The sequence below is a fragment of the Stenotrophomonas sp. TD3 genome (assembly GCF_001939825.1).
GTDB lineage: Bacteria > Pseudomonadota > Gammaproteobacteria > Xanthomonadales > Xanthomonadaceae > Stenotrophomonas.
Map to the genome: position 1 here is coordinate 1,525,134 of NZ_MOYM01000001.1, position 26,492 is coordinate 1,551,625.

Genomic DNA, 26,492 nt, shown 5'->3' on the forward strand with positions numbered 1-26,492 from the left:
TCGGCTTTTTAGGAAACGGCTGATTCCGCGCCATCCGCGCCGCTCCCTAGCATGTTGCATGTTCCGCTTCCCCCGCCCTTCGCTGCAGCAGGCCGTGCCACCGACCACCGCGTCGGTGCTGCTGCGCTGCCTGACCGTATGCGTCTTCATCTGCCTGGCCGCCGCGGCCGGCTTCTACCTGCTCACGGCATTCACCGAAGACATCTCGACCCATCGCCGCGAAATGAATGCAGCGGCCTACAGGGCACAGATCTATTTCGACCAGCGCGAAGCGATGCTGCGCTACCTGGGCGATTCGGTGGTGACGGGCAACCCGGATGCACCTACGACGGACAGCGAAGGCATGCGCCAGGTGCCGCTGGATGGAGCTGGCGGCCAACCGGGCCAGCGGCTGCTGCTGTCAGCGCGCGCCGAGCACACGCTGCAGGCGCTGCAGACGCACCTGCTGCTGGTCGACGCACGGGGCGCGCATTGGCTGGCCGGTGGCGAGGTCGATGTCGACCTGGCGCGCCTGCCATCGCTGCGTGTGCTGCAGGCGCGCAACGGCGGCGTGGAGGGGGCCGACCCGGTGTACTGGCTGCGCCCGGGTGACAGTGGCGTTGCATTGGCCCAGCCGGTACAGGCGGGGCCCCATCCGACGCAGTGGCTGGTGCTGTTGCTCGATGGCGCGGCGGCGGCGAGCATGATCGACGGCCAGGGCATCGGCGGCTATGCGCTGCTCGACCGTGCGGGGCAGCCCGCCTTGTCGAGCCAGGCGCCGCGGCTGGATGGTGCGGGCTGGAAGACCCTGCGGGAGCGCCAGGACGACAGCTTCGGCACGCTGTGGAGCGGCGGGCTTCCGCGCGGCGTAGCGCTGGTGAAGGGGGTTGGCAATGATGGCTGGCGGCTGGTCTACCACCTGCCGCCGCAGCTGCTGCTGGGCGACCTGGCGGTGCCCCTGCTGATCTGCGTGCTGTTGCTGCTGCTGGCCGGCCTCGCGCTGCGCCTGCTGCGGCATCGGGTGGACCTCCAGCTGATCCAGCCGGCCCTGCAGCAACACCGCCGGCTGCTGGAGAACCTGGATTTCAGTTCGACGGTGATCGACATGGCGCCGGTCGGCATCTGCGTCCTGCGCCGCAGCGACCGCGCGCTGCTGCTCTCCAACCAGCTGCTGCGCGACTGGCTTGGCGAAGAAGGCGAACACAGCGACTGGCAGGCGCCATGGCGCGGACATGCCGGCGAGCGCGGGCGTGGACTGGAATTCACCACCCGCGATGGTCGTCAGCTGCAGGTGCTGCACGCGGCCTGCCGCTACCAGGGCGACGACGTGCTGCTGTGCGTGTTCCATGACATTTCCCGGCATCGCCAGGCACAGGCCGCGCTGTCGTCGGCACGCCAGGCCGCGGATGCGGCCAACCAGGCCAAGAGCGCGTTCCTGGCCACCATGAGCCATGAAATCCGTACTCCGCTCTACGGCGTGCTGGGCACGCTGGAGCTGCTCGGGCACACCTCGCTGGACGCCCGGCAGTCACAGTACCTGCGCACCATCGAGAGTTCCTCGTCGGTGCTGCTGCAGTTGATCAGCGATGTGCTGGATGTTTCCAAGATCGAGTCCGGGCAGCTCAGCCTGGAGCCGGCGGCGTTCTCGCCGCGCGAGCTGACCGAGAGCGTGCTGCGCAGCTTCGCCGCATCGGCCACCTGCAAGGGCCTGCAGATCCTGGTCTGTACCGATCCGCGCCTGCCGACGCGGGTGCTCGGTGATGCCGACCGCATCCGCCAGGTGCTGGGCAACCTGCTCAGCAACGCGATCAAGTTCACCGAGCATGGTCGGGTGGTACTGCGCGTGCGCCAGGTGCAGCGCGAAGGTGAATCGAGCGTGCTGGCCTGGCAGGTCACCGACACCGGCGTGGGCATCGCTGCGGAGGAACAGGCGCGGTTGTTCGAACCGTTCCGCCAGGTCCGTGGCGCGGCCAGTGCGCAGGGCACCGGGCTGGGCCTGTCCATCAGCGACCGCCTGGTACGCCTGATGAGCGGCGAGCTGCAGGTGGTGAGCGAACCCGGCCTGGGCAGCAGCTTCAGCGTGCGCCTGCCCTTGCCGGTGCTGGCCGCCGCCGAGGATGGCCCGACCCTGCAGCCGGAGCCGCCGATCCTGGTGCGCGGCCGTGATCGCGAACTGGTCGAAAGTGCCTGCGGCTGGCTGCGTCGCTGGGGCGCCAACGCGCAGCCCCTGCAAGGCGACCCTGCACTGCTGGACCACGACGGCGCGATCCTGATGGACGGCGAGGCCGGGATGCCGCTGGCCTGGGCAGGCCCCCGCGTGGTGGCATCGATCGACGGCGGTGACCAGCCCACCGTTGCCGCCGATGGCAGCCTGGTAGTGACCCTGCACGGGATGACCGCGATCGGCAATGCATTGGCCAACGTGCAGCAGCAACGTGCGGCGCTGCCGGAAACATCGCGCGCGGCAACGCCGATGCCGCTGGGCCTGCACGTGCTGGCCGTCGAAGACAACCCGATCAACCGGGTGATCCTGGCCGAGCAGCTGCGCACCCTCGGCTGCGACGTGGAGCTGGCACAGGACGGCGTGGAAGCCCTGCAGCGATGCCGCGAGCAGTCTTTCGACCTGGTGGTGACCGACATCAACATGCCGCGCATGGACGGCCACGCGCTGGCCCGCCAGCTGCGCGATGACGGCAACCCGGTGCCGGTGATCGGCGCCACCGCCAATGCCACCGCCGAGGAGCGCGAGCGCTGCCTGGCCGGTGGCATGCAGGGCTACCTGAGCAAACCCATCGACATCGCCCGCCTGCGCAAGGCGCTCAACGCCCTGCGCCAAGGAGACCCCGCATGACCCAGCGTGTCCTGATCCTGGAAGACCAGCCCTTCCAGCGTGGCTTCCTGGCCAACCTGTTCGGCAGCCGCGCCGGCGTGCAGGTCGACGCCTGCGAGGACGTGGATGCGGCCATCGCGCTGTGTGCGTGCCAGCCCTACGACCTGGTGGTCAGTGACCTGCTGATGCCCGGGCAGGACGGCATCCAGTTCATCCAGGCGCTGGCGGCACAGCCGCGCCCACCCCGTCTTGCGGTGGTCAGCGCCGCACCGCGCCGGATGATGACCTCGGCACGGCTGATGGCCGAATCGCTGGGGCTGGATGTGATCGGCCTGCTGCCCAAGCCGGTGGCGGCCGCCGATGTGGACGCCCTGTTCGAGGCCCTGGCGCAGGCGCGTCCGGCCGCCGGCGAGGCCCCCACGCGCGCGGCAGCTGCGCCCGAACCGGATGCATCGCAGCTGCGCCAAGCCATGGCCGATGGCAGCCTGACAGCCTGGTTCCAACCGAAGAAGTCACTGCAGTCAGGACGGGTCGTGGCGGCCGAGGCACTGGTGCGTTGGCGCCACCCGCAGCTGGGCACGCTGGCCGCTGGCAGCTTCCTGCCGGCAATCTGCCGCTACGGGCTGGAGGGCGATCTGCTGCGGATGATGCTCAAGGCCAGCATCAGCGCACAGGCACGCTGGCGCAAACAAGGCTTCCGGGTACCGGTATCGATCAACCTGCCCCCTCACCTGCTGGAGCAGTCGGACCTGCCCGACGAGCTGCTGGCGCTGACCCTGGCCAACGGCGGTACGCCCAGTGAATTGTGCTTCGAACTGATGGAAAACAGCACCACGCGGCACGTCAGCGACTTCTATGCCGGCGCCTGCCGTCTGCGCATGAAGGGCTTCGGCCTGGCCCAGGATGATTTCGGGCAGGGCCTGAGCTCGGTCCACAACCTGGTCAATACCCCCTTCACCGAGGTCAAGATCGACCGCGCCCTGGTCAGCGGATGCGCGCGCGACCCAGCCCTGCACCTGACCCTGTCGACGGTGATCGCGCTGGCCAACCAGCTGGGCCTGACCATCGTGGCCGAAGGCGTGGAAAGCGATGCCGACCTGGCCGCACTGCGGCAGCTGGGGTGCAGCCAGGTGCAGGGTTTCCTGATCTCGCAGGCGCTGCCGTCGGATGAATTCACCCGCCTGCTGGACGAGGAAGCGCCCCAGTTGGACGAGTCGCCGCGGGCCGCCCTGCGCTGACACGGATTCCACGTCGGCTTCACGAAATCATCAAGTGGCATTGACGATCCTGTCTGTGCAGTGGTGGCGGACTTTGCGCTGCCGCCACCGGTGCCGCTGACCGCCCCCTGCTCCGAGACCTGCCATGCCGGCCGAGGCCGCTCCTGTACGCCGACTCGCTCGCCGCTCGCTGCGCGTCCACGCCCTGCTGATCGGCGTGGTGGTGCTGGCGACCCTGCAGGCTGGACTGCTGCTGTCGGCCGGCTCGCAGCTGGTGAACGAAGAGCGCAGCAAGATCGAATACCACTTCCGCCGCCTGGACGGCACGCTGCGCGAGCAGGAGCGCTTCCTGCGCCAGTGGCGGCTGCATGATGTCGGCACGCGGGGGCAGCCGGTGGCCGATGCCAGCGTGGAGCTGCAGCGCGGGCCGTTGTTCGCCAACTTCGCAGTGATCGGGAGCGACGGGGCCAGCCTTTCGCCACCGACCGAACTGGGCGACCGCTTCCTGCGCTTCTACGGCACGTTCTGGTCGGCCTCGCGCTATCCACCGCCACAATGTCTGCTGGTCGATGGCCAAGGCACGCGCGGGCTGCTGGCACCGGTACAGATCGCCGGTACCGATGCGAACCAGAACAGCCCGCATCACCTGCGCCCGGCGATCACCGGCATCCATCAGGTCATGGGTACGCGGCCGGCGCTGCAGCGCGGTGGCATCGTCTGGGTGGGCGTGCCATGGCGCGACCGGCAGACCTGGCTGCTGGCCATCGCCCACGCCCCGCAGGATGCGCGCCTGTGGGGTGAGGACGACAAGGATTCGCAGGCGGCGTTGGCCTGCCTGCTCGATCCCGGCCGTGTCGATGACTATCGGCAGGTGCTGGGCGTCCCGGTGTTCCAGCGGCTGTCGCTGTTCGATGCCAATGGCCAGCGCCTGCTGGGCGATGCGGCCGATGCCAGCGACGCCGGCACCTCCTGGCAGGCCGGTCTCGATGGCCTGCAGTTCCGCATGCGCAGCGAGCGCGGCTGGCTGGCGGTCTACCACGTCGGCTGGCGGCAGGTGTTCCAGCACCCGCAGGGGCCCTTGCTGGGCGCGACCGTGGTCGCCCTGCTGCTGGCATTGGGTGGCACGCTGGTGCTGCGCGCGTACCGGCGTTCGGTCATCGAGCCGCTGCGCAGCAACCACGCGCGCCTGCTGGAAAGCGAAGCCTTCAGTCGCACGATCCTGGACAACGCGCCGATCGGGCTGTGCCTGCTGCGCCGTACCGATGGCAATGTGCTGCTGGACAACGCCCTCGCTCGCCGCTGGCTGGGCGAGGACTACCATGCCGGTGGCTGGCATGGCCCGTGGCGGCGCAGCGTACTGGCTGCCGGCGGCACCACGCTGGGCGATGGCCTGGCCTACGCCACGCCCGAAGGCCGCCACCTGCTGGTAACCGCGACACCGGCGCGCTATCGCGGCGAGCCGGCGGTGCTGTGCCTGTTCATTGACCTGAGCAGCCAGCATGAAGCCGAGCAGGTGCTGCAGCAGGCGCGCCGCGCCGCCGACCAGGCCAACCGCGCGAAGAGCCAGTTCCTGGCCACCATGAGCCATGAGATCCGCACGCCGCTGTACGGCGTGCTCGGCACGCTTGAACTGCTGGGGCTGACGCCACTGGATGCGCGGCAGCAGGACTACCTTGCAACGATCCAGCGTTCGTCCTCGACCCTGATGCAGCTGATCAGCGACATCCTGGATGTCAGCAAGGCCGAGGCCGGGCAACTGAGCCTGGAACCCAGCCCGTTCGATCCGGTGCGGCTGACCGAAGACGCGCTCGACTCGTATGCTGCCGCGGCCGCCAACAAGGGGCTGCAGTTCTACGCCTGCATCGATGCCGACGTGCCCCCCATGGTGTGTGGAGATGCCGCACGGATCCGCCAGGTGCTCAACAACCTGATCAGCAATGCGCTGAAGTTCACCGACAGCGGGCGCGTGGTGGTCCGCGTTTCGGCACGTTGGCAGGAGCAACGCTGCTGGCTGCAATGGCAGGTGGCCGACACCGGTATCGGCATTGCCAGCGAACACCAGGCGCATCTGTTCGAGCCGTTCTTCCAGGCCAACCCGGGCACCGATGCGATGCGGGGCACCGGCCTGGGCCTGGCCATCTGCGCGCACCTTGTGGCGTTGATGGAGGGGCAGCTGCGCGTGGTCAGCGAGAGCGGCCTGGGCAGCAGTTTCAGCGTCGAACTGCCGCTGCCATCGGCGCCGGCGGATCCGCAACAATCCCCCCCGCCGCAGCTGCCCGCCGGCCTGCAGGTACAGGTGCGGGGCAACGTGCGCGAACTGGTGCAATCGCTGTGCGAGCGCCTGCAGCAGCGCGGTGCACAGGCCAGCGTGTACCGGCAGGACAGCGCAGCAGGCCTGCCATCGTCCGCCGTGCTGCTCGAGCTGGTCCTGGACGACTCGCTGCCCGCGCGGACCGGTGGACCGCGCGTGGTCGCCTGCCGCGAAGGCGGCGTGCGGCCACGGCAGGTCGATGGCGCCTGGCAGGTCGGCCTGCATCGGTTCGACGCGATCGTGCTCGCCCTGGCCGCGGCCAGCGGCCAACCGCTGGCCGCCAGCGCCGAAGGGCGCCTGCCGGCGACGCGCCATTTCGGCCTGCAGGTGCTGGTCGCCGAGGACAACCCGATCAACCAGGCGATCCTGCGCGACCAGCTGGAACAGCTCGGCTGCCGCGCCGTGGTCGCCAGCGATGGCAACGAAGCGCTGGGCTACTGGCAACAAGGGGCGTTCGCGCTGGTGCTGACCGACCTGAACATGCCCGGGCTGGATGGCTACGGCCTGGCCCGCGCCTTGCGGGCACGTGGTGTCAGCGTGCCGATCCACGGCGCCACCGCCAATGCCGACCCGGCCGAACGCCAACGCTGCCAGGAATCCGGCATGCAGGGCGTACTGGTCAAGCCGATCACGCTGGAAGCCCTGCAGCGCCTGCTGACCCGGATCACCGACGGCGATGCGCCGGCCCCTGCGATGCAGGAGCGCCCTGCCTCCACCGCGTCGCACGACAAGGATCCCCCGCTGCAGGTCCCGGCGAAGATGCAGTCGCTGTTCGTACAGACCATGCAGGCCGACCTGGACAGCCTGCGCCAGGCGATCACCGCTGCCGATCCCGACCGCGTGGCGCAGGTTCTGCACCGCATCCGCGGCGCACTGGTGATCGTCGGTGCACCTGCGCTGGTGGACAGTGGCCTGCAGATCGAACAGTGCCTTGCCGGCGGTGATGACCTGGCCACCCAGGCGGCCGCTCTTGCCGGCTTCCAGCAACGCCTCGAACAGCTGCTGCATCCGCTGCTCGACGCTGCATCCCCTTCCCTTCCTGACGACCCGACCCTGCCATGACCACACGGATCCTCATCGCCGACGACCACCCGATCGTGCTTGCCGGCATCCGCGACGTACTGGCCGGGGAACTGGACCTGGACATCGTGGGCGAGGCGGCCGATCCGGCTACGCTGATCGAGCTGATGACCCGGACCCGGCCACAGGCGGTGATCACCGACTACAGCATGCCGGGGGGCGACCGCTTCGGGGACGGCATCAAGCTGATCTCGTTCCTGCGCCGCAGCTTCCCGGAGACGCGCCTGCTGGTACTGACGATGGTGTCCAATCCGTCGTTGGTTGCGGCGATGTATGCCGCCGGCGCGGGCGGCGTGGTGCTCAAGAGCCATGGATTGGGCAGCCTGGTACAGGCCCTGCGCGTAGTGCTGGCCGACCGCGTCTACCGCCCCCCGGGGCTGCTGCCGGTAGCCGCGAGCGAACCGGCCGATGCCGATGCGGTCCGTGCGCGCCTGTCGCCGCGCGAGCTGGAGGTGATCCGCCTGTTCACCAGAGGCATGAGCGTGGGCGACATCGCACGCCAGCTGCAGCGCAGCGCCAAGACGGTCAGTACGCAGAAGATCAGTGCGATGCGCAAGCTCGGCGTGGACAGCGACCAGGCGCTGATCGAGTACTGCCTGCAGGCCTCGCTGTTCGGCTGAGGCCCACTCCCGGCTGAACCCTGCGGCCCTGCGACGGGGCCTGCAATGGCTTTAGGAAACGCCTGATTCCATCGGACAGTGCCGATTTCTAGGCTGGAGACATCCCGCCAAGGTGCACCTGCTGGCTGTTGCCGCATCGCCGTGGGGGACGGAAGTCCGATGGCGCCTGCAGGCGCCGTCGCGTGGGACTTCCGCAGCGACGCGGCCCTGCCGCGTCAGTCCGCGCAGCCTCGCTGCGCCCTGCCACAGGAAGTCCATCAGCATGAACGCCTCCCCCACACGGCATCGCCGTGCGTACGGGCGCGCGCGCGCCACGCGTGTGCCCCTCATTCCCAGCCTGCTGGCCACTGCCCTGTGGGCAGCCCTGCCGGCGCATGCCGCAGACCTCACCGGCCCGCTGCTGGTCAACGACGGCGACAGCCTGCAGCTGGGTGCCGACGATGTCCTCAACCACAGCGCGGGCAGCTTCGCACTTACGGTCACCGGTACCGGCAGCAATGCGCTGATCGACGGCAGCCGCATCCACGTGACCGGCAATGGCAGCGGCGTGTCAGCCGCCAATGGTGGCCAGGTGCAGCTGCGCGGCGCAACGCTGTCGATCGCACCGGCGACCGGCACGGGCTTCTATGCGCTGTATGCCAATGGCGCCGGCAGCGTGATCGACGCACGCGATGTCGACATCGATACCACCCGCAACGGCAGCGGCTATGCCAGCGTGCAGGCATCCAACGGTGGCGTGATCCGCTACACCGGAGGCCGCATTGCGATGACCGGCGGCGTCGGCACCCTGGCCGGCGCCTCCGGCAAGGGCAGTGAGGTGCATCTGGATACCCTGCAGATGAGCGCCGACAGTGGCGCACGCCTGCGCGCCGAGAGCGCCGGCCTGCTGACGATCCGCAACAGCCGGATCACCCTGGCGCCCGGTGGCATCCTCGCCGGCGTCGCCGTCGATGGCGCGGGCAGCCGCGCCGAGTTGTACGACACCTACCTGGACGGCGGCTGGTTCGACATCGGCAGCGGCGGCAGCGTGCTGCTGGAGAACGTGGAAGCACACTCCGTGGGTGGCAGCATGCGCCTGCTCGGCAGCAGCATCAGCAAGACCTATTCCAGCGCGGTGATCAACGGCGGCAGCTTCTACACCGTTGGCGGCTATGGCGTGAACATCAACAACTGGGGCCAGCTGACCGCCCGCGATGCGGCGTTCGATGTCCGCGATGGCTACTCCGGATTCTGGCTTGCCAGCGATGAGTCGCGCCTGCAGCTGACCAACAGCACCATTGATACCTGGACCGACACCTATGGCTATGGCGTGGAGATCGCCGGCGGCGTCGCCACCGTGCAGGGTGGCCGGATCACCACGCATGGTGATGCGACCTACGGCGTGCGCGTGACCGGCTCCACCGGCAGCACCGCCAGCCGCATCGAAGCCAACGGCAGCGTGATCGACGTGCGCGGCAACGGCGGCGGCGGCGTGTTCATCGGCGGCTCCACCGCCACCGCGCTGCTCGACAACGTTGCGATCCGCAGCGACGGCGAGAACGTGTTCGGCATCGTGCACATGAACACCGCGCGGCTGACCCAGGCCGACCGCCTGGACATCCGCATGACCGGCAGCAACAGCGGCGGCTACCGCTCCTACCTGACCGCGTTCGGCCCGTACTGGAACCGTGCCACCCTCAACGACAGCCACATCGAGACCGCCAGTGGCGCCGCGTTCTGGCTGCAGGGCAGCAATCACGCGCTGACCGTCAATGGCAGCGACGTGACCGCAGGCAACGGCACCGGCCGCTTGCTGCGGGTCAGCGACACCGTGTTCACCGACGGCAGCAGCGTGGCGACCAGCCGCATCGACTTCAGTGCCGACGCCAGCACGCTGCGTGGTGACGTGGTGGTCGACAGCGCAACGGCCGACGTGCACATGCTGCTGGGCAACGGCACCACGTTCAGCGGTGCCCTGCGCAACGACTCCGGCTACCAGGTCGCACAGCTGGCGCTGGATGGCAGCAGCCAGTGGAACGTACGCGCCAGTTCCAGCGTCGGCACGCTGGAACACGCCGGCACCATCGCCTTCGATGCGCCGGCGGCGGACGGCTTCAAGACGGTCACTGTCAGCGGCGACTACGTGGGCAACGGTGGCCACTGGATCTTCAACCGCGCCCTGGGTGACGACACATCGGCGGGCGACCAGCTGGTGATCAACGGCAACAGCAGCGGCACCGCCAGCGTGAGCGTGCGCAATGCCGGCGGCGCCGGTGCGCTGACCCAGGAAGGCATCCGCCTGATCACCGTGGCCGGCCAGTCGGATGCACAGTTCAGCCTGCAGGGCCGCGCGGTCGCCGGTGCCTACGACTACTTCCTGTTCAAGGGCGGCGTGTCGACCCCGGATGATGGCAACTGGTACCTGCGCTCGGAATACGTGCCGCCGGTCGATCCGCCGCAGCCGCCGGATCCTCCGGTCGACCCGCCGCAGCCGCCGGAACCGCCGGAACCGCCGGTCGACCCGCCGTCGCCGCCGGGACCGCCGATCGATCCGCCGTTGCCGTCGGAGCCGCCGATCGATCCGCCACGCCCGCAGGTGGAACGCCCGGAACCGGCGGCCTACCTGGCCAACCGCAGCGCCGCGCTGGGCATGTTCCGGCACAGCCTGCACGACCGCGCCGGTGATCCCGCCGCCCAGGCCGGCGCCAGCAGTGACGCCGTGGCCTGGATGCACCTGCGCAGCGCGCAGCCCGACAGCCATGACCGCAACCGCCAGGTGCAGGTCGATGGCCAGATCAGCAGCGTGCTGGTCGGCGCCGGACGCCGCTTCGAGGTGGGTGGCACGGGTGAACTGCAGGCCGGTGCGATGCTCGGCCATGGCCGCGCGCGCAATGACAGTCGCTCGCAGGTGACCGGCTACACCGCGCGTGGCGTGGTCACTGGCACCAGCGTGGGCGCCTATGCCACCTGGCTGCAGGATGCGCGCATGGAAGGCGGCGCCTATGTGGATGGTTGGCTGCAGTACGGCCGCTTCCGCAACAGCGTGCAGGGCGAAGGCCTGCAGAAGGAGCGCTATGACGCCCGCAACTGGAGTGCGTCGGCCGAGGCTGGCTATGTGCTGCCCCTGCGGCGCACGGCGCAGCGCGGCATCTACCTGGAACCGCAGCTGCAGGTGGTGCACAGCCGTTATGACAGCGACCGCGTGGTCGAGGCCAACGGCACGGTGGTCGAAGACCGCGGTGGCGGCGAGACCAGCACCCGCCTCGGCCTGCGCCTGTACAGCCGCGGGTTGAGCGCGGCGCAGGGCCAGGTGCACCCGTACGTGGCGGTGAACTGGTGGTCCGGCAGCAATGGCGCGGGCTTGGCAATGGACGGCGAGCGGCTGCAGCGGCAGCTGCCGCGCGACATCTACGAAGCCAAGGCCGGCGTGCAGGTGGATCTGTCCGGCGCCTGGCGCGGCTGGGGTGAACTGAGCCGGCAGAGCGGCGGCATGGGCTTCCGCGACGTCGGCGCCCAGCTGGGCGTGTCGTACAACTGGTGATGCGGGACGTGCCCGGCAAGGGAGTGCCGGGCACTTTTTCCACATGCGGCGTGGAAAGCGATGGGGGTTTGGTGTGGACAAGTGCCTGCGAACCGCACGTAGCAAGCGTTTCAGCATGTGGCTGTTTTTTGTCCATGCCCCTTCGCGGTTTTCCACACCCGTCGTGGAGAGTGGTTGGGATTTGATGTGGACAAGTGGGTGGGAGTGTTGCACCGCAAACGTTTCAGTATGTGGTGAAATTTTATCCATTGCCCGGGGTCGGATCCCATTCCACAGGAATGGGATCCGACCCCACCGGTTTTCCACATCACGCGTGGAAAGCGGTGGGGGTTTGGTGTGGATAAGCGCCTGCGAGCCTTGTGCAACAGCTGTTTCCCCACGTGGCACTTATTTGTCCAGCCGCGAAAACGCGAACGCCCCGCACAGGGCGGGGCGTCCGGGGTCGATCCAATGCCGCGGGATCAGACGTTGAAGCGGAAGTGCAGGATGTCGCCTTCCTGCACGCGGTATTCCTTGCCTTCCAGGCGCAGGCGGCCGGCTTCCTTGGCACCGGCTTCGCCCTTGTACTTGATAAAGTCGTCATACGCGATGGTTTCAGCGCGGATGAAGCCCTTCTCGAAGTCGGTGTGGATGACCGCGGCAGCCTGCGGGGCGGTGGCGCCCTTGCGCACGGTCCACGCACGGACTTCCTTCACGCCGGCGGTGAAGTAGGTCTGCAGGCCGAGCAGGCTGTAGGCCGCGTTGATCACACGGTTCAGGCCCGGCTCGCTCAGACCCAGGTCGGCCAGGAAGGTATCGCGGTCTTCGTCGTCGAGCTGGGACAGCTCTTCTTCGATCGCGGCCGACACCGGCACCACCTGCGCGCCTTCAGCGGCAGCATGCGCACGCACGGCTTCCAGGTGCGGGTTGTTCTCGAAACCGTCTTCCAGCACGTTGGCGATGTACATCACCGGCTTCAGGGTCAGCAGGAACAGGTCGCGCACCAGCGCCTTCTCTTCCTCGTCCAGGCCCACCGAACGGCCGGACTTGCCATCCGACAGCGCGGCCTGCAGCTTGGCCAGCACCGGCTTGCGCGCCGCGGCGTCCTTGTCGCCGCCCTTGGCCGCGCGCTCGGCACGGTTCAGCGCCTTCTCGACGCTGTCCAGGTCGGCCAGCGCCAGTTCGGTATCGATGGTTTCGATGTCCGAGATCGGGTCGACCTTGTTGTTGACGTGGATGACGTCGGCGTTCTCGAAGCAGCGCACCACGTGGGTGATCGCATCGACTTCGCGGATGTGCGCCAGGAACTTGTTGCCCAGGCCTTCACCGCTGGCGGCACCGGCGACCAGGCCGGCGATGTCGACGAATTCGACCGCGGTCGGGATGACCTTCTGCGGGTTGATGATCGCTGCCAGCTCGTTCAGGCGCGGATCCGGCACCGGCACGATGCCGACGTTCGGCTCGATGGTGCAGAACGGGAAGTTCGCCGCGGCGATACCCGCCTTGGTCAGCGCATTGAACAGGGTCGACTTGCCGACGTTGGGCAGGCCGACGATGCCGCATTTGATACCCATGGGTGACAGCTCTCTGGGGTGAAAGTGATTGGGGAAACAGCGACATGGGCGCTGCTTTTCCAATCATTCTCCGTACCGACCAACGGTCGGTACCTACCGGCCTGGTTGATTCCGTACCGACCAACGGTCGGTACCTACCGGGCCAATTATTTCGGAGTATGAAGCCGCTTCATCGCTTCGCTGAAATCGCCCTGCACCGCCAGCGGCAGCACGTCGATGGCATCGTCGATGGCGCGCGAAATCAGTACGTCATCATCCTTGGAAGGGCGTCCCAGCACCCAGCCCACCACGCGGTCCTTGTGGCCGGGATGGCCGATGCCCACGCGCAGGCGATGGAACTTGCCGTGGCCGAGCAACCGGATGGTGTCGCGCAGGCCGTTCTGACCGCCGTGGCCGCCATCGAACTTCAGCCGCGCCACGCCGGGCGCCAGGTCCAGTTCGTCGTGGGCCAGCAGGGTTTCTTCCGGCTCGATCTTCCAGAACCGCTGTGCGGCGGTGACCGACTTGCCGCTGAGGTTCATGAAGGTGGCGGGCTTGAGCAGCCACACCGTCTGCCCGGCGATCTCGACCTTGGCGGTCTCACCGAACAGCTTGCTGTCCACGTTCCATCGCGCACCGGCTTTTTCCGCCAGGGCCTCAACGAAATGAAACCCGGCATTGTGCCGGGTCCGGGCGTGTTCCGATCCGGGGTTGCCCAGACCGACGATCAGTCGCAGTCCTGCCATGGTTCCTTCCAATACGGTGCCTGCCCGGGGGCAGGCACCGTAGCGGTATTACTCGGCGGCAGCCGCTTCTTCGTCAGCCGCGTCGGCCTTGCCGGCCTTGGCGGTGACGATGGCATCGTCGTGGTCCTTGCCCAGCGCCAGGGCCGGGATTTCCACGCCCTTCGGCAGCTTGATGTTGGACAGGTACACCACGTCACCGGCCTTCAGCTCGCCCAGGTCGACTTCGATCGACTCCGGCAGGTCCTTCGGCAGGCAGGTGATGGTCACTTCCTTCAGTTCGTGGGTGACCACGACGTCGGCAGCCTTGCCAGCCGGCGAGGTGTCTTCGTTGATGAAGTGCAGCGGGACCGAAGCGGTCAGGGCTTCGTTCTCGTTCACGCGCTGGAAGTCCAGGTGCATGATCAGCTGCTTGTACGGGTGGCGCTGCATGTCACGCAGCAGGACCTTCTGCACCTGGCCGTCCAGGTTCAGGTCCAGGATCGAGGCATAGAACCACTCGTTCTGCTGGGCCAGCCAGATTTCGTTGTGGTCCAGGCTGATGGCGACCGGCTCGGCGTTGCCGCCGTACACGATGGCCGGGATCACACCGGCGTGACGCAGGCGGCGGCTCGCACCCTTACGCTGCAGTTCACGCTTGGTGACCTTGATTTCATGGGTCTTCGACATTTTCGACTACTCAGGTTGTTGCCTTGCCTTGCGGCGTGGCGGTTGAAGATGCTTCCGCGACCAGAAGCACCCGGGGTATGTCCCCGCCGTTGCCGGCAGGGACGAAAAACTCAGTCGACGTACAGCGAGCTGACCGACTCGCCGAAGGCGATGCGGCGCATCGTTTCGGCCAGCATTTCCGCCACGCTCAGCTGGCGGATCTTGCTGCATACCCGCGCGGCGTCCTTCAGCGGGATGGTGTCGGTCACCACCAGCTCGTCGAGCTGGGAATTGGTGATGTTGTCCACCGCCGGGCCCGACAGCACCGCATGGGTGCAGTAGGCGGCGACCTTGAGCGCACCGCGCGCCTTGAGGGCAGCGGCAGCGGCGCACAGGGTGCCGGCGGTATCGACGATGTCATCGACCATCACGCAGGTCTTGCCTTCGACGTCACCGATGATGTTCATCACGGTGGAGACGTTGGCGCGCGGGCGGCGCTTGTCGATGATCGCCAGGTCGGCGTCATCCAGGCGCTTGGCCACCGCACGGGCGCGGACCACACCGCCCACGTCCGGCGACACAACGATCAGGTTCTCGGTGCCGTAGGCGCGCCAGATGTCGGCCAGCAGCAGCGGGGACGCATACACGTTGTCCACCGGAATATCGAAGAAGCCCTGGATCTGGTCGGCGTGCAGGTCGACGGTCAGCACGCGATCAGCGCCAGCGGTGCTGAACATCTTCGCCGCCAGCTTGGCGGTGATCGGCACGCGCGAGGAACGCATGCGGCGGTCCTGGCGCGAGTAGCCGAAGTACGGCACCACGGCGGTCACGCTGGCCACCGATGCGCGCTTGAGCGCGTCGATCAGCACCAGCAGTTCCATCAGGTTTTCCGCGCTCGGCGCGCAGGTCGGCTGGATCACGAACACGTCCTGCTTGCGGACGTTCTCTTCGATTTCCACCTGCACTTCACCATCGGAGAAGTGCGAGACCAGCGCCTTGCCCGGGCGAACCCCCAGTTCCTTGCAGATGTTCTGCGCCAGACGTTTGTTGGCGTTGCCGGAAAAGACCAGCAGGTTCGGGGACTCTTGCATCATGATTGTCTCGGGCGGGGACGAGTGGCGGGGATCCGGAGTCGGCAAGGACCCGATGGACCCTTGCTGCTGACAACACCGCGGTTGTTTCCACGTCCCGCGCAGGTGATGCGCTGGAAGGCGCGGACACAGCCGCTATTGGCAGGGGCGGTAGGATTCGAACCTACGAATGCCAGGATCAAAACCTGGTGCCTTGGGCCTCTTGGCGACGCCCCTGCATTGATAAATCAGTGTTGCTCGAGTGCATCCAGCAGTGGCGAACGCGCAACGCCCGCTGCCACCCTTGCCCGCAACTCCTTCGGCAACTTCGACCGTCCCTGCTCTGCAGCAGCCTGCGATGCGAACTCGACGAAACAACCACTTCCCGAACCGGTCAGCCGCGCCGCGCCGATGTCGCTCAACGCGGCAAGCGCCGCCTCGACGGCAGGCTCACGGCGGCGCAGCACCGGTTCGAACGCGTTCCCGACCAGGGTCCCGGAAGCGAAGTCCTCTATTTTCGCCACTGGGCTGTCGCGCGTCAAATCCGGGTCTGCAAACAGGACCGGCGTAGGAACATGAACGCCCGGTTCAACCACCACATACCAGGCCGGCGCCAGCGTGATCGGCTGCAGGCGCTCGCCCACCCCTTCAGCCCAGGCATTGCGGCCACGCACGAACACCGGCACGTCGGCGCCCAGGCGCAGGCCCAGCGCCGCCAGCGCATCCTCGTCCAACCCGGCGCGCCAGAGCCGGTTCAGCACCACCAGTACGGTGGCCGCGTCGGACGAACCACCGCCGAAGCCACCACCGGCAGACACATGCTTTTCGACGATGATGTCCGCGCCTTGCGCGACATTCGCCACCTCTTTGAGCAGGCGCGCGGCGCGCACCGCCAGGTCATCGGCCTCGGCCACGCCGGCCAGGCCCTCGCCCTGCCGACGCACCTGGCCGTCTTCACGCAGGCGCAGGCCGATGCGGTCCCCCCAGTCCAGCAGGCGGAACACGGTCTGCAGCTCGTGGTAGCCGTCGGCCCGGCGGCCGGTGATGTGCAGGAACAGGTTCAGCTTGGCTGGGGCCGGCCACCAGGACCAGCCCGCGTCGTCGACTGCCCCGCTCATGGCGTGCCCTGCCCCCACTGGTCCACCAGCAGGCGCACCTTGGCGTCGCCATTGCTGGCCTCGATCCGGCGCGGCAGCGCCGGCCGTCCGGCGTCGGCCGGGTACCAGTCCAGGTACTGCACCTGCCAGCCCATCTGCTGCATGCGGCGCGGCCGGCCTTCACCGTCGCGCTCGACCTTCTCCGGACCGGCAGCATCGCCGGCCACCAGGCCACGGATCCACTCCGGCAGCTGGTTGACCGGAATGTCCCAACCGGTCGCCTCGAGCAGCAGCTGCTGGGCGTCCTCACCGTCACGGGTGCCACCGGCCAGCCCTTCCAGGCGACCGGCTTCGGAATGGGTATCGCCGGTCAGCTTCCAGCTCTGCCGGGTCACCGGCGCGCTCAGCTCGACCACATAACGGCGCCCGTCCTGCTTCCAGTCGATGCGACCGCTGCCGCCGTCCTTGCCCTTGCTGACCGCGACCCGACCCTGGAAGGCCCAGTCCGGCTGTGCCTGCAGCGCGGCCACGCGCGCCGCTTCGGCCTGCGCCGCTTCGGCGGAAACGATCTCGACCACCGCCGGCGCCGGAGTCTTCTGCGTGCCCACGCTGGTGCAGGCGCTGACCGCCAGGGTCGCGGCCGCCAACAGCAACGGCCGGATCAGGGAAACACTCATGGATTGAATTTCTCGCGGGCGCGCAGCAGCGCGCGGTTTTCAGGGTCGAGCTTGGCCGCTTCCTCGAAGAAATGACGGGCCTCATCGTGCTTGCCCAGCACCCACAGCACTTCGCCAACGTGCGAAGCGATCTCCGGGTCCTTGGCCAGGGTCCAGGCCCGGCGCAGCTGCACCAGCGCTTCTTCCTTGCGGCCCAGGCGATACAGCACCCAGCCATAGCTGTCGACGATGGCGGCGTTGTCCGGCTCGGCCACGCGGGCGCGGTCGATCAGCTCCAGCGCCTCCTGCAGGCGGCCGGTACGGTCAGCCAGGGTGTAGCCCAGCGCGTTCAGCGCCGGCACGTTTTCCGGGTCGGTCACCAGGATCTTGCGCAGGTCGGCCTCGGCGCGCGGGATGTCGTCGCGGCGCTCCCAGGTAAGCGCACGGGCGTACAGCAGGCCGTTGTCATCCGGGTAGGCGGCCAGGCCGCGTGCCAGCGCATCCAGTTCACCGGCACTGTCGTCACCGCGTTGGCGCAGCTCGGCCTCCAGCAGGTAGGCGTCGCGGCGTACATCGTCATCGACCACCGCATCGGACTGGATCGCATGCACTTCGTCCAGCGCCAGCGGTAGGCGCCCGGCCAGGGCCTGGGCATTGGCCGCGCGCAGGCGCGCTTCGCTCAGTTCATCGCCACCGGGCACGCTGTGGTACCACTGCACCGCCTCGGGGTAACGCTTCAGGTATTCGGCGATCTTGCCCAGCAACAGGCGCTGCGCCGGATCCGGCTTGGCCGCCTGCCGCGACAGCTCGTTGTAGAGATTGGACAGCGCTGCCTTGTCGCCCTGCTTGGCCAGCAGCGAGGCGCGCATGCCCCAGGTCTGTACGTCCTGCGGGCCGAACGCCAGTACGCGCTCGGCCGCAGCCGGCTGTCCCAGGCTGTCGTAGGCGATGGCCACCGCATTGCGCAGCTCGGGGTCCTGGCGGGTCTTTGGCTCGACGTCGTGCAGCAGCGACAATGCCTTGTCGGTCTCGCCCGCCTGTTGCAGCTGGCTGGCACGCAGCAGCGCCACACGCGGCTCTTCCGGGAAGCGCTTGACCACTTCATCGATCATGCGCCGCGCCAGTTCGGGCTTGTCCATGCGCAGGGCCAGGCGACCGAACTCCTGCCAGGCCTCGATCTTCGGTGGAATGGCGTTGGCATCGACCAGCTCACCCAGCACCTGCGCCGGCACCGCCGGATCACGGCCACCGCCGATCAGCGCGGCAAGGGCGAACTTCCAGCCGCGCTCGTCGGGGTCGGCCAGCAGGGCCTGCAGTTCGGTGCGGGCGGCCTTCACATCGCCCTGGCGCATGGCCAGTGCACCGGCGGCGCTGCGCATGGTCAGCGAGCGTGGGGCGCGTTGCTGCCACAGGGCCAGGCCCTTGGCGGCGCTGGCGTCATCGTTGGCCAGCATGGAAATACGGGTCGCGCGCTCGGCCAGGCCGGCGTCGCCGTCGGTCTGCTGCGCGGCCTGCAGGTACCAGCGCGCGGCCTCGGCCAGCTTGCCGGCCTGCAGGGCGAATTCACCGGCCATCACCGGTTCCAGCGCCAGTTCCTCAGTGGCCGCGGCCCGCACGGGGGCCTTGGCCGGCACCGCCGCCAGGGCCTGGGCGCAGGCCAGGGACAGCAGCAGAACACTGGGGATGCGAATCAATGCGGGCATCGTCGGCATCGGGGCCTTAAAATGTCGTCCAATGGCCAGCAGCTTATCGCAAGCAACTGAACAATGACCCTGTGGGTGCTCGGACTGAATCACCAGACCGCACCGGTGGAGCTGCGCGAGCGCGCGGCCTTCGCCGGTGAGGCGTTGCCGCGTGCGCTGGGCTCGCTGCGCGATACCCCGCAGATCGCCGAGGCAGTGCTGCTGTCTACCTGCAACCGCACCGAGCTGTACGCCGTGGCCGAGTCGGCACAGGCGCTGGACCAGTGGCTGCACAGCCAGGCCGGCGACCTGCAGGGCTACCTGTACCAGCATGCCGATGCCGAGGCCGTGCGCCACCTGTTCCGGGTCGCCACCGGGCTGGACTCGATGGTGCTGGGCGAACCGCAGATCCTCGGCCAGGTAAAGGATGCCTGGTCGACCGCGCGTGACCATGGCCTGCTCGGCCAGCGCCTGGACCGCCTGTTCCAGCAGACCTTCTCGGTAGCCAAGCGTGCGCGCACCGATACCCAGGTCGGCGCCAACCCGGTGTCGGTGGCCTCGGCGGCGGTGCGCCTGGCGCAGAACGCCTTCGCGCGCCTGGATGACTCCACCGTGCTGCTGGTCGGTGCCGGCGAGACCATCGAGCTGGCTGCACGCCACCTGAGTGAGGGCAAGGTGCGGCGGCTGCTGATCGCCAACCGCACCCTTGCCCACGCGCAGGAACTGGCCAGCCGCCATGGCGGCGTGGCCCTGCCGCTGACCGAACTGGACCGCCACCTCGGCGAGGCCGACATCGTGTTCTCGGCCACCGCCGCGCGCGAACCGGTGATCCATCGCGAGATGGTGGCCAAGGCCCTGCGCGCGCGCCGGCACAAGCCGATGCTGCTGTTCGACCTGGCCGTGCCGCGCGACATCGAAGCCGAGGTCGGCACGCTCAACGACGCCTTCCTCTACACCGTCGATGACCTGGAACGCGCAGTGGAAGACAACCGTCGTGGCCGCCGCGAGGCCGCCGCCGAGGCCGAGGCGATCATCGACCTGCAGGTGTCGCGCTTCGTCGAGACCCAGCAGGCCAGCGCCCACCAGGCGCCGCTGCGGCAGCTGCGTGCGTTCGGCGAAGCCACCCGCGCCGAACTGCTGGAGCGCGCGCGCCAGCAGCTGGCCAACGGCAAGCCGGCCGACGAAGTGCTGGAACTTCTGGCCCATGGCCTGACCAATCGACTGCTGCATCCGCCGACCGCCGCACTGCGCGCCGCCGCGCTGAGTGGCGATGCTGACCTGACCCGCGCCGCCGAGCGCCTGTTCCCGGCCACGCCGGGTTACCGCCACCCACCCGTGAGACCCGATGACGCCGACCCTGCGCCGTAAGCTGGAAGCGCTGGCCGAGCGCCGCGAAGAACTGGAACGCCTGCTCGCCGAACCCGATGTGGTCGCCGACAACACCCGTTTCCGCGACCTTTCGCGCGAATTCGCCCAACTTGAACCGGTCGCCACTGCACTGGCCGATGAAGCCCGTGCCAAGGCCGACCTGGCCGCCGCCGAAGGCATGCGCGCCGACCCCGACCTGCGCGAGCTGGCCGACGAGGAAATCGCTGCTGCGCAGGCGCGCCTGCAGGAACTGGAGCAGGAGCTTGCGCTGCTGCTGGTACCGCGCGATCCGCGCGACGAAGGCAACCTGTTCCTGGAAGTGCGCGCCGGTACCGGCGGCGACGAAGCCGCGATCTTCGCCGGCGACCTGTTCCGCATGTACGCCCGCTATGCCGAGCGCCAGGGCTGGAAGGTCGAGATCGAATCGGACAATCCCGGCGAGCATGGCGGCTACAAGGAAGTGGTGGCGCGCGTGGTCGGCCGGGGCGCGTTCTCACGCCTGAAGTTCGAATCGGGCACGCATCGCGTGCAGCGCGTGCCGGCCACCGAGTCGCAGGGCCGCATCCATACCTCGGCGGCCACGGTGGCGATCATTCCCGAGGCCGACGAAGTCGACGACATCGTCATCAACCCGGCCGACCTGAAGGTGGATACGTTCCGCTCGTCCGGTGCCGGCGGCCAGCACGTCAACAAGACCGAGTCGGCGATCCGCATCACCCACGTGCCGACCGGCGTAGTGGTGGAGTGCCAGACCGAGCGCAGCCAGCACGCCAACCGTGACAAGGCGATGAAGCGGCTGAAAGCGCAGCTGCTCGATGCCGAGCGTCAGCGCCAGGACGCCGCGCAGGCCGAATCGCGGCGGCTGCAGGTCGGCAGCGGCGACCGCAGCCAGCGCATCCGCACCTACAACTTCCCGCAGGGCCGGATCACCGACCACCGTGTGGAAGGCCTGACCCTGTACGACCTGCCCAACATCCTGGCCGGCGACCTCGACCCGCTGCTGCAGCGGCTCAGCCACGAGCACCAGGTCGACGCCCTGGCCCAGCTTTCGGCGGGCTGAGCACGATGTCGGCCTGGCAACAGCGACAGCACCTGCAGCAGGCGATCGCACGCCAGCCCGGCGATTTCGTCGCCTGGGTGATGCTGGCCGACCTGGAACTGGAAGCCGGCGACATCGCCGCCGGCGAGCAGGCCGCACGACGTGCGCTGCAGCTGCGCCCGAACCACCCCGAAGCACTGGCACGGCTGGGTCGCGTGGCCTGGATGGCCGGCGCGCATGCCGACGCGGCCAAGCTGCTTGGCCAGGCCTCGGCACTGGCCCCGCAGCACCCGGGCATCGCGCTGTGGCTGGGCCATGCGCTGGAAGATGCCGACGATGCCGAAGGCGCGGCGGCGGCCTATCGCCGCGCACATACGCTGATGCCGGACGAACCCTACATCGCCGCCCAGCGCCTGGCCTGGCAGCGCCGCCTGTGCGACTGGCAGGACGTGGACGCGTTGTCCACGCAGGTACGTGCCGCGCTCGCTTCCGGCCAGGGGGCGGTGGAGCCGTTCGCCTTCCTCAGCGAAGACGCCAGCGCTGCCGAGCAGCTGGCCTGCGCACGTGCGCGCGCCTCGCTGATCGCCGCCTCGGTTCGGCCCTTGCCGGCGGTAACGGTACGCGCGCGCGGCCCGTTGCGCGTCGGCTTCCTCTCCAATGGCTTCGGCGCCCATCCCACCGGGCTGCTGACCGTGGCCCTGCTCGAACACCTGCGTCATGACCCGGCGCTGCAGCTGCACCTGTTCGCGTTGAACCGCGCCGATGGCAGCCGCATCCGCGATCGCCTGCAGGCCGCGACACGGCTGCATGAGGTAGCCGCACTGCGGCATGCCGACATCGCGGCCCGCATCCGCGCACAGGGCATCGACCTGCTGTTCGACCTGCGCGGCTGGGGCGGCGGCGGCACGCCCGAGGTGCTGGCAATGCGCCCGGCCCCGTTGCAGCTGAACTGGCTGGCCTACCCCGGCACATCAGGTGCGCGCTGGCTGGATGCCGTGGTCGCCGACGAATTCGTGCTGCCCGCATCGCTGGAACCTCACTTCAGCGAACGCGTCCTGCGCCTGCCACGCGCCTTCCAGCCCTCGGACAATACCCGCGTACTGGAACCGGCACCGTCCCGCACCGAGTGCGGGCTGCCCGAACACGGCGTGGTGTTCTGCTGCTTCAACAACAGCTACAAGCTCAACCCGCGCAGCATGGGCCGCGCCTTCGCAGTGCTGCAGGCCGTGCCCGGCAGCGTGCTGTGGCTGCTGTCCGGCCCCGGCCAGGCCGACACCCGCCTGCGCACCGCCGCGCAGGCTGCGGGCCTGGACCCGGCCCGCCTGGTGTTCATGGCCAAGCTGCCGCATCCACAGTACCTGGCCCGCTATCAGCTGGCCGACCTGTTCCTCGACACCCATCCCTACAACGCGCACACCACCGCCTCCGATGCGCTGTGGGCCGGCTGCCTGGTACTGACCTGCCCGGGCGACACCTTCGCCGCGCGCGTGGCCGGCAGCCTCAACCACCATCTGGGGCTGGCCCGGATGAATGTCGCCGACGACGCGGCGTTCATCGCCACTGCCAGCGCGCTGGGCAATGACCCTGCGGCATTGGCCGCGCTGCGTGCCGAGCTGGCGCAGGCGCGCGAGCGTAGTGGACTGTTCGACATGGCCGGGTTTGCCCGCGACCTGTCGGCGATGCTGCAGCAGCTGGCTGGCGAACAGGGCTGGCAGGGCGTCGACAACGCCTGAGCGATCCCTGCGTTACGCTCGGGCTTCCTCCCCGCGTGGTGTGATGATGGCCAAGCTCAAGCGCAAGGACTACGACGAACTGCTGCTGCCGCTGCAGCTGGAACTGACTGCGATGGCGCGTTGGGTGCAGCACAGCGGGCAACGCCTGCTGGTGCTGTTCGAAGGACGGGATACGGCAGGCAAAGGCGGCGCGATCCAGGCCATCAGCCAGCATCTCAACCCACGCCAATGCAGGGTGGTGGCACTGCCCAAGCCTACCGACCGCGAAGCCACCCAGTGGTATTTCCAGCGTTACGCCTCGCATCTTCCCGCCGCCGGCGAGATCGTGCTGATGGACCGCAGCTGGTACAACCGCGCCGGCGTCGAGCGGGTGATGGGCTACTGCAGCGAGACCGAGTACCAGCAGTTCCTGCGCCAGGCGCCGGTGTTCGAACAGCTGCTGGTGGATGACGGCATCCTGCTGTTCAAGTACTGGCTGTGCGTGGACCAGGAGCAGCAGGAGAAGCGCTTCGCCGAGCGCCATCTCGATCCACTGAAGGGCTGGAAGCTGTCCCCGGTCGACCTGAAATCGCGCAGCAAGTACAGCGCCTATACCGAAGCCCGCGAGGCGATGCTGCGTGCGACGCATCGCGAGGCGGCGCCGTGGACGCTGGTGGATTTCAACGACCAGCGGCTGGGGCGACTGACCCTGGTGCGCAACCTGCTGGACCGGTTGCCGGACACGCGGGTCGATGCGCCGTTGCCGGAGCTGCCGAAGCTGAAGGGCAAGCTGCATCGCGAGCACTACGATGTACTGAAGCCGATCGAGGACTTCCCGATCGAGGAATAGGGTTGTTCGGCAGGGTTGCACCCTGCACCTGCTCAACGCAACGGCAACGGCAACGGCAACAGCGGGCTATCCGCGGGATGGCGGGGCGGTGTGGATGGGCAGGACACGCCGTAACCCCCCTCCGGGGTCCGGCCCAGCCGCTGGCGGCTGGGCGTTCGGGCGCTTGCGAAGCAGTGCTTCGCAAGCAAAGCGCCCTCACCCATGGGGGCTCGATGGCGCCTTGCTCGTGTGCGCTGTCCTGCGCACACGGCAAGACCGGGGTTGGGCGTCCTGCCCAACCCGCCCGAGGCATGCCTCGGGCCCATGGCGCCAACGGTCCTGCACACCCACACCGCCCCGCCTCTGGCAGATCCCTGCGGCTGTTGGTAGGTGTCGACCTTGGTCGACACATCTGTCAGATATCGAGATTCATTTGGGGTCAGATCCGTTTTCCTTCGGAAAACGGATCTGACCCCATGCCGTCCCGACAGATCGCGGAAATCTGTCGAAGGCGGGGTGGGTCCGGTTGCGGGAGCGTGAGCCGCATGGATGCGGCGACCGAGCTTACATGGACGTACTTGCAGCGGCCCCCGCAACCGGACCCACCCCGCCATCCCTCAGGAGACCCGCCTTTGCTTCGGCTGTTGCCGTTGCTGTTGCTCTGGCCTCCACGGGTGCAGGGCCTCAGGCCCTGCCGACCAACCCACTACTTGGCAGCCGCGATCTGCTTTTCGATGTCGGCGGCGGTCACCGGGCCAAGGAAGGTGTGGGCCAGCTTGCCCTGCGGATCCAGCAGGTGCGTCAACGGCAGGCCTCGCGGCGTGGCGAAGTCCGCCGGCGGATCGAACGGGTCCACGATCACGATCGGATAGGTCACCGGATGCTTGGTCAGGAACGACTGCATTTCCGGCGCTTCGATGTCCTCGTAGGCCAGGCCGACCACCTCGATGTTGCTGCGCATCGCATGCAGCGCCGACAGTTCGGGCATTTCCTTGCGGCACGGGGCGCACCAGGTCGCCCAGAAGTTCACCACCACCCACTTGCCGCGATGCGCGGCCAGGTCGTAGTCGCTGCCATCCACCGCCTTCATCTTCAGCGTCGGGAACTCGGCGGTGGTGCGCTCGGCCGGGGTTTCCTCGACCGGCGCCGGAGTGGCCGGCGTCGGCGCCTGTGCCGGCGGCTGGCTGCTGGCCGGGGCCGGCTCCTGGGCCGGCTTGCAGGCCGCCAGGGCCAGCAGCAGGGTCAATGGGAGCAGCAGCGGCAACGGGGTCTTGCGGGTCATGGCATATCTCCGGAATCGGTGTAGATGTCACTGACCTTGCGCTTGAGGCGTTCACGCAGGGGCAGTCGCAGATCGTCCAGCGCCGCCAATGCGGCACGGCCCAGGCTGTCGTCGCGGTACGGCAGATGCTGCTCGGCCACTGGGATGCGCAGCTGGGTGCATTCGTACAGATCGGCCAGGCTGACCTGGTCCAGGTCGCGCGCGAGCAACCACTCGCCGCGTTCATCGCGGCGCAGCAGGCCGATCGCCTGCAGGTTGCAGGCCAGATCCTGCAGCAGCGAGTCGGTCAGCAACGGTTCCAGGCGCAGGATTTCATCGTCGGCCAGGCCCTTGCCTTTGGCACGGGCATGGTGGAAGCGGCCGAGCAGGCGCAGCAAGCCGTAGAACTCGTACCCCTGCGGCAGGCGCAGCTCAACCGGCTGGTAGCGGAAGGCCGCCATCGATGAGGCCAGCGACGCGCCCAGCAGCACCGCCACCCAGCACAGGTAGATCCACAGCAGCAGGATCGGCACGAAGGCCACCGTGCCATACAGCTTCTGGTAGGACTGGAAGCTGCCCAGATAGGCGCCGATGCCCCACTTCACCAGCTCCAGGATGACCGCCGCCAGGATCGCGCCAGGCACGGCGTGCCGCCATTTCACCGTGTGATGCGGCACCACCCGGAACATCAGCGTGATGCAGACGAACTCGATCAGGATCGGCGCAAGCCGCAGCGCCAGCTCGGCCAACCAACGGCCCTCCTGGGTACCGAACAACGGCATGGCGAACACCCGCGCCGATACCGCAAGCGATGCGGCGGCGAGCATCGCGCCCAGGGTCAATACGGTCCAATAGACCAGGAAACGGGTCAGCTTGGGCCGGGTCGAGCCGACCCGCCAGATCTGGTTGAAGGTCTCTTCCACGCTGTTGAGCGTGATCAGCAGTGAGACCACCAGTGCAATGAAGCCGGCCGCCGTCAGCTGGCCGGCACTGGCCGAGAACTGCCGCAGGTAGCCCTCGGCCGCACGCGCCGCGGAGGGCACGAAGTTGGAGAACACGTAGTCGCTGAGCTGATCGCTCCAGCGGTCGAAGACGGGGAAGGCCGACAGCACGCCGAATACCACGATCGCCAGCGGCACCAGCGCGAACACCGTGGTGTACGCCAGCGCCGCCGCTGCCTGGAACAGGCGGTCGTCGAGGAAGCGATGCCACAGGAAGCGGCCGAAACTGATGGCCCGTGCGCGATCCCGCGCGCGCTCCATCCACAGGTTGAGCGTATCCAAAGGTTCCATCGGCGA

The 26,492-nt window shown here is 68.3% G+C and carries 18 protein-coding genes and 1 tRNA gene; 9 read left to right on the plus strand and 10 right to left on the minus strand.

Features of this window, described 5'->3' with window-relative positions; translation table 11 throughout:
- The first annotated feature begins 58 nt into the window (after positions 1–58).
- The 5 genes from BKE09_RS07250 (at position 59) to BKE09_RS07270 (ending at position 11,557) form a co-directional block, all read left to right on the plus strand.
- A complete protein-coding gene (locus tag BKE09_RS07250) occupies positions 59–2,830 on the plus strand; it encodes a response regulator (RefSeq protein ID WP_075675285.1) in 2,772 nt (923 codons plus the stop codon).
- Positions 2,827–4,047 carry an EAL domain-containing response regulator gene (locus tag BKE09_RS07255; protein WP_075675286.1) on the plus strand — a complete coding sequence of 407 codons (1,221 nt, stop codon included), beginning with the start codon at positions 2,827–2,829 and terminating at the stop codon, positions 4,045–4,047. Before BKE09_RS07250 ends, BKE09_RS07255 begins: the two co-directional genes overlap by 4 nt.
- Before the next feature lie 124 nt (positions 4,048–4,171).
- The gene (locus tag BKE09_RS07260) at positions 4,172–7,399 is read left to right on the plus strand and encodes a hybrid sensor histidine kinase/response regulator (protein ID WP_075675287.1); all 3,228 of its coding nucleotides are present in this window, start codon (positions 4,172–4,174) and stop codon (positions 7,397–7,399) included.
- Positions 7,396–8,037 carry a response regulator gene (locus tag BKE09_RS07265; RefSeq protein ID WP_075675288.1) on the plus strand — a complete coding sequence of 214 codons (642 nt, stop codon included), beginning with the start codon at positions 7,396–7,398 and terminating at the stop codon, positions 8,035–8,037. Before BKE09_RS07260 ends, BKE09_RS07265 begins: the two co-directional genes overlap by 4 nt.
- A gap of 262 nt (positions 8,038–8,299) precedes the next feature.
- Positions 8,300–11,557: an autotransporter outer membrane beta-barrel domain-containing protein gene (locus BKE09_RS07270; protein ID WP_075675289.1), complete on the plus strand. Its 3,258-nt coding sequence runs from the start codon at positions 8,300–8,302 to the stop codon at positions 11,555–11,557.
- A gap of 461 nt (positions 11,558–12,018) precedes the next feature.
- Here the strand turns inward: BKE09_RS07270 and ychF are convergent, their stop codons facing one another.
- From ychF to BKE09_RS07310, 8 genes are all read right to left on the minus strand, one after another.
- Positions 12,019–13,110, minus strand: a complete 1,092-nt coding sequence (gene ychF, locus BKE09_RS07275) for a redox-regulated ATPase YchF (RefSeq protein ID WP_014036087.1) — start codon at positions 13,108–13,110, stop codon at positions 12,019–12,021.
- Between the two features lie 146 nt (positions 13,111–13,256).
- Positions 13,257–13,835, minus strand: coding sequence for an aminoacyl-tRNA hydrolase (gene pth / locus BKE09_RS07280; RefSeq protein WP_014036086.1), 579 nt, complete (start codon positions 13,833–13,835; stop codon positions 13,257–13,259).
- Positions 13,836–13,883: 48 nt separating this feature from the next.
- Positions 13,884–14,501, minus strand: a complete 618-nt coding sequence (locus BKE09_RS07285) for a 50S ribosomal protein L25/general stress protein Ctc (RefSeq protein ID WP_014036085.1) — start codon at positions 14,499–14,501, stop codon at positions 13,884–13,886.
- Positions 14,502–14,611: 110 nt separating this feature from the next.
- A complete protein-coding gene (locus BKE09_RS07290) occupies positions 14,612–15,571 on the minus strand; it encodes a ribose-phosphate diphosphokinase (protein WP_005415400.1) in 960 nt (319 codons plus the stop codon).
- Positions 15,572–15,710: 139 nt separating this feature from the next.
- Positions 15,711–15,787: transfer RNA gene (locus tag BKE09_RS07295), tRNA-Gln, on the minus strand.
- A gap of 11 nt (positions 15,788–15,798) precedes the next feature.
- Positions 15,799–16,668, minus strand: coding sequence for a 4-(cytidine 5'-diphospho)-2-C-methyl-D-erythritol kinase (gene ispE, locus BKE09_RS07300; protein ID WP_075675290.1), 870 nt, complete (start codon positions 16,666–16,668; stop codon positions 15,799–15,801).
- Positions 16,665–17,324: a lipoprotein insertase outer membrane protein LolB gene (gene lolB, locus BKE09_RS07305; RefSeq protein WP_075675291.1), complete on the minus strand. Its 660-nt coding sequence runs from the start codon at positions 17,322–17,324 to the stop codon at positions 16,665–16,667. The genes ispE and lolB overlap by 4 nt, the downstream gene beginning before the upstream one ends.
- Positions 17,321–19,006: a tetratricopeptide repeat protein gene (locus BKE09_RS07310; RefSeq protein ID WP_170871732.1), complete on the minus strand. Its 1,686-nt coding sequence runs from the start codon at positions 19,004–19,006 to the stop codon at positions 17,321–17,323. The genes lolB and BKE09_RS07310 overlap by 4 nt, the downstream gene beginning before the upstream one ends.
- A gap of 63 nt (positions 19,007–19,069) precedes the next feature.
- Here BKE09_RS07310 and hemA point away from each other — a divergent pair, with 63 nt between their 5' ends.
- From hemA to ppk2, 4 genes are read left to right on the plus strand one after another with little or no spacing between them, the layout of a single operon-like run.
- On the plus strand, positions 19,070–20,353 hold the full coding sequence (gene hemA, locus BKE09_RS07315; RefSeq protein ID WP_075675293.1) for a glutamyl-tRNA reductase: 1,284 nt from the start codon (positions 19,070–19,072) through the stop codon (positions 20,351–20,353).
- A complete protein-coding gene (prfA, locus tag BKE09_RS07320; protein ID WP_014036080.1) occupies positions 20,331–21,413 on the plus strand; it encodes a peptide chain release factor 1 in 1,083 nt (360 codons plus the stop codon). The genes hemA and prfA overlap by 23 nt, the downstream gene beginning before the upstream one ends.
- A gap of 5 nt (positions 21,414–21,418) precedes the next feature.
- Entirely contained in the window at positions 21,419–23,125 is a 1,707-nt protein-coding gene (locus tag BKE09_RS07325) for a tetratricopeptide repeat protein (RefSeq protein WP_075675294.1), read from the plus strand.
- Between the two features lie 46 nt (positions 23,126–23,171).
- Positions 23,172–23,954 carry a polyphosphate kinase 2 gene (gene ppk2 / locus BKE09_RS07330; RefSeq protein WP_075676620.1) on the plus strand — a complete coding sequence of 261 codons (783 nt, stop codon included), beginning with the start codon at positions 23,172–23,174 and terminating at the stop codon, positions 23,952–23,954.
- A gap of 685 nt (positions 23,955–24,639) precedes the next feature.
- Here the strand turns inward: ppk2 and BKE09_RS07335 are convergent.
- Positions 24,640–25,215, minus strand: coding sequence for a TlpA disulfide reductase family protein (locus BKE09_RS07335; protein WP_075675295.1), 576 nt, complete (start codon positions 25,213–25,215; stop codon positions 24,640–24,642).
- A complete protein-coding gene (locus BKE09_RS07340) occupies positions 25,212–26,486 on the minus strand; it encodes a YihY family inner membrane protein (protein WP_075675296.1) in 1,275 nt (424 codons plus the stop codon). The genes BKE09_RS07335 and BKE09_RS07340 overlap by 4 nt, the downstream gene beginning before the upstream one ends.
- Between the last annotated feature and the right edge of the window lie 6 nt (positions 26,487–26,492).